Source organism: Adonisia turfae CCMR0081, assembly GCF_011009555.1.
Classification (GTDB): Bacteria; Cyanobacteriota; Cyanobacteriia; order Phormidesmidales; family Phormidesmidaceae; genus Leptothoe; species Leptothoe turfae.
Window position 1 is genome coordinate 4,310,565 of the sequence record NZ_QXHD01000004.1, and the last position, 3,925, is coordinate 4,314,489.

The window sequence follows — 3,925 nt, forward strand, 5'->3', positions numbered from 1 at the left end:
CGTTCGTCAGGGGTGGTTGCGATCGCAACATTCCTGGCTCCATTTTCTTTAACAATTTCGCTAACCTTTTGGGCACTGGCGGCCACATCCGCAGGCGAGCCATCGACTTCGACAATCAAAATGGCCGTAGCGTCACGGGGATAGCAATCTAGAGCGACCACTTCTTCCACAGCGTTGATGCTGAAGTTATCCATCATTTCCATGCCAGCTGGAATGATGCCTGCGCTGATAATTTCAGAGACACTCTTACCGGCTGCTTCCACATTATTAAAATCAGCTAGCAGAGTTTGAGCGCTTTCCGGTGATTTCAGGATACGGAGGGTGATCTCGGTGGCGATCCCCAGGGTGCCTTCAGACCCTACAAAAATACCGGTCAGGTCATACCCTGGGGGTTCTGGCATATCACCCACATCAACAATGTCGCCGTTGGGTAAGACCAGCTTGAGCCCTAACACATGGTTCGTGGTCACGCCATATTTGAGGCAGTGAACCCCGCCGGAATTCTCGGCGATGTTGCCACCAATGGAACAGACGGACTGACTAGATGGGTCTGGCGCATAATAGAAGCCAGCACCGCTGACGGCTTGGGTGACCCAATTATTGATTACACCCGGTTGCACAACAATGCGCTGGTTATCGTAGTCAATATCTAAAATTTGCCGCATGCAGGCGGTGACAATCAGGACGCTGTCTGACAGAGGGAGGGCCCCACCGGATAGCCCCGTGCCAGCACCACGGGTGACGAAGGGGATATTGTTGCGATCGCACACCTTAACGGCTACTGCCACTTCTTCGGTGGTTTTGGGCAGCACCACAACGGCAGGCCGTTGACGGTAGCTGGTTAGCCCATCACACTCATATACCAGCAGCTCCTCCTTGCGACGCACAACCTGATCATCGCTGAGGACGTTAACAAATTCCTGAACAATGGGCGTCCAATCGCGTTGTTCAGCTGCTGAGTCTTGTAGTGCTACCTCAGAAGTCATTGATTACTGCCAATAAGTTAGGTCTGTGTATTGATCCTAACGCAGCAAGCTGACTAGTAGACTGGCCTATTTCTAATAGGGACCATGGGAAAATCCCGACAATAAAAAAGCCAACTTAGACAAGCTTTTCCCCATGGAGCATCTTATTGGCGGCATCCAGTAGTGCCTCCTCTAAGTAGGGCTTTGTAAAGTAACCACTGGCACCTAGATCGACCGCCATCTGTCGATGACGATCGGCTCCACGAGATGTGAGCATGGCAATGGGAATTTGCTGTAAGCCATCGTCTTTTTGTAGACGAGATAGTAGCTCTAAACCATCCATTCTTGGCATTTCGATATCGCAGAATACAAGGTCACAGGGCAAGCCAGAACGCAGTTTTTCCCAAGCTTCTTGGCCATCGCGAGCCTGTTCAACCCGGTAGCCAACCTTGTTAAAGCTCATGGATAACAGCTCACGAACCGTAATCGAGTCATCCACAATCAACACCGTGGGTTCAGACTTGACTTTTGCAGGCTCTTCAGGCGGAGTGTCCTCTGATTGAGCCCATAACGCTGCATTGGGTTCACGGCGTACGCGCCCCATGGCTAAATCAATTAGCTCTAACACATCGGCAATGGGCATCACTCGACCATCCCCTAAAACGGTGGCACCAGCAATGCCAGTAGGTTTGGGGACCGGACCTTCTAGCTGTTTAATGACAATTTCTTGCTCGCCCATTACCTGGTCAACTTCCAAGGCAATAAAGCTATTGGCACTGCGCAATACCACGATGGAAATCATATTCTCATCTTGATTACCGCCGTATACTCGCCCTCGACCCAGGGTGCGATTAAATGACAGTAAATCTGATAGATTCTGGAACGGTAGCAGTGTGTCACGCCAAAGTATGCAATCTTCCCCTTGATCATTTTTCTGAATACGCTCTCGAGACACATCAAACATGTCTTCGACACCGTCCATGGGGAAGGCTATCCGTGCTTGATTGCTAATACAGCTGAGAGCTTTAGAAATACTGAGGGTTAGGGGTAAACGAATGGTGAAATTTGTGCCGTGCCCTGGTTCAGAATCAATGGTGATATTACCGCGAATGTCTGCCAACGAGGTACGTACCACATCCATCCCAAACCCTCGCCCAGCAAAATCATCAGCCTGGTCCCGTGTACTAAATCCGGGGTGGAACAGTAGATCGTAGACGTCTAACACAGTCATTGTGTGGGCATCTGACTGAGAAATTAATCCTTTCTGTAGTGCTTTTTGTTTGACAATATCGGGATCAATGCCAGCACCGTCGTCACCGACCGAGATAACAGTCTGGTTACCTTGATAAAACGCACGAACGGTAATCAGGCCTTCCGATGATTTTCCTGCTTGGTGGCGCTCCTCAGGTGTTTCTATCCCATGGGTGATGGCATTGTTCACCAAGTGAGTCATGGGATCATAGAGCTGCTCCAGAATCATCTTGTCAATGAGAATATCCCGGCCTTCTACGACAAGACGTGCCTCTTTTCCACACTTGAGAGAGATATCACGCACAGCCCGAGGTAATCGAGAAGCTGTTTGAGCAAAGGGCACCATCCGGGCCTTATTTAACCCTTCCTGGAGTTGATTGGTGACCTGTCTAAATTGACGAGTCACTTGATCCGATGATTCAACGGTATAGGCAATATCTGATGCAGACTCACGGACCCGCACGATCAGCTCAATCATTTCTTGAGATAACGTGTGAAAACCAGTAAAACGGTCCATCTCTAAGGCATCAAAGGATTCGCCAGTGGCATGATCCTCGATATCTGAATTTTCTACAGAAAAACTAGCAGAGGTCATATGGTATGACTGACGGCTAGATATCAGAGAGCTTTCTAGCAGTGAGCGCTCATAGAGATCACGCATGCGTTGTCCAACGTCATTTAACTGTTGCACCTGGAATAATAAGTTGTCCAAAAACTGACGAAGGCGGTCTTGGTCTTGCTCTAAGGTATTGCGATTAACGACAAGTTCACCTACCAGGTTACTGAGATTATCTAGGTGGCTAACCGATACCCGCATGGTTTGATCCGTCACCATGCGCCGTGCCGATAGCCGATTAGATGTGGGTCTGGGTCTGTAAGTACTTGTGCCACTAGCTGCTGCGGGAGCTAGTGTTTTATCCGTATCTTGTAATAATGCTTCTAAATCGCCAAATTCATCGTCTAAGTCTGTGGTTGATGGTGATTCAGAGCTGGGTTCAGGCAAGTTATCTGGGCTTTCGAGTAGCGCTTCAAGCTCACCAAACTCATTACTGCTGTCTGTTGTGGCTGTGGATGCAGAAAATTCATCAATTTCTTCAGGCAGTTCTGATAGTAAGGAATCTAAGGATTCGAGTCCTGGCTCATCTGATGAGGGCTCAAATATTTCGAGGTTATCGATTGTGTCAGTTTCAATGGGTTTTTCAAGACTCTCAGGCTTTTCATCCTCATTGACAAAACCGGTAACGATACCATCGTCCTCGATATCGAGTAAGTCAAAGTCAAACGTGCTGACAGGAGGCTCGTTCAGCAATTCTGATTCTGTGCTGCTGGCGTCGTTTAGGTCACTGCCTAATTCCAGGGATAGATCAACGTCTGACAGATTTGTCTCTGGCTCATCCAGTTCCTCGTTCAGCAATTCTGATGCTGTGCTACTGACGTCGTTTAGGTTACTGCCTAATTCCAGGGATAGATCAACGTCTGACAGATTTGTCTCTGGCTCATCTAGTTCCAGGTTGTCTAGATCCAGATCGGTTAACAACTCATCAGCGTTGTTTTCAACAGTGGAGTCTAAGGCGATATCTGCATCACCCAAGAGATTATCTAAAGCATTATCTGATGTAGTTGCATCAGCACTCGTGACATCACCACCATTGTCAAATAGATCGTCTAGATCGCCTAAGCCAGTATCTAGCGCATCATCGGGTGTAACC

Annotated in this window: 2 protein-coding genes; both read right to left on the minus strand. The window is 48.5% G+C overall.

The window, feature by feature from the left end; translation table 11 throughout:
- Positions 1 to 986 (minus strand): FAD-binding protein (locus DXZ20_RS22625; protein WP_163703585.1); only part of this gene is annotated, 986 nt, incomplete at its 3' end.
- A 115-nt stretch (positions 987 to 1,101) separates the two neighbouring features.
- On the minus strand, positions 1,102 to 3,925 hold a 2,824-nt coding region (locus DXZ20_RS22630; RefSeq protein WP_163703586.1), incomplete at its 5' end, for a hybrid sensor histidine kinase/response regulator.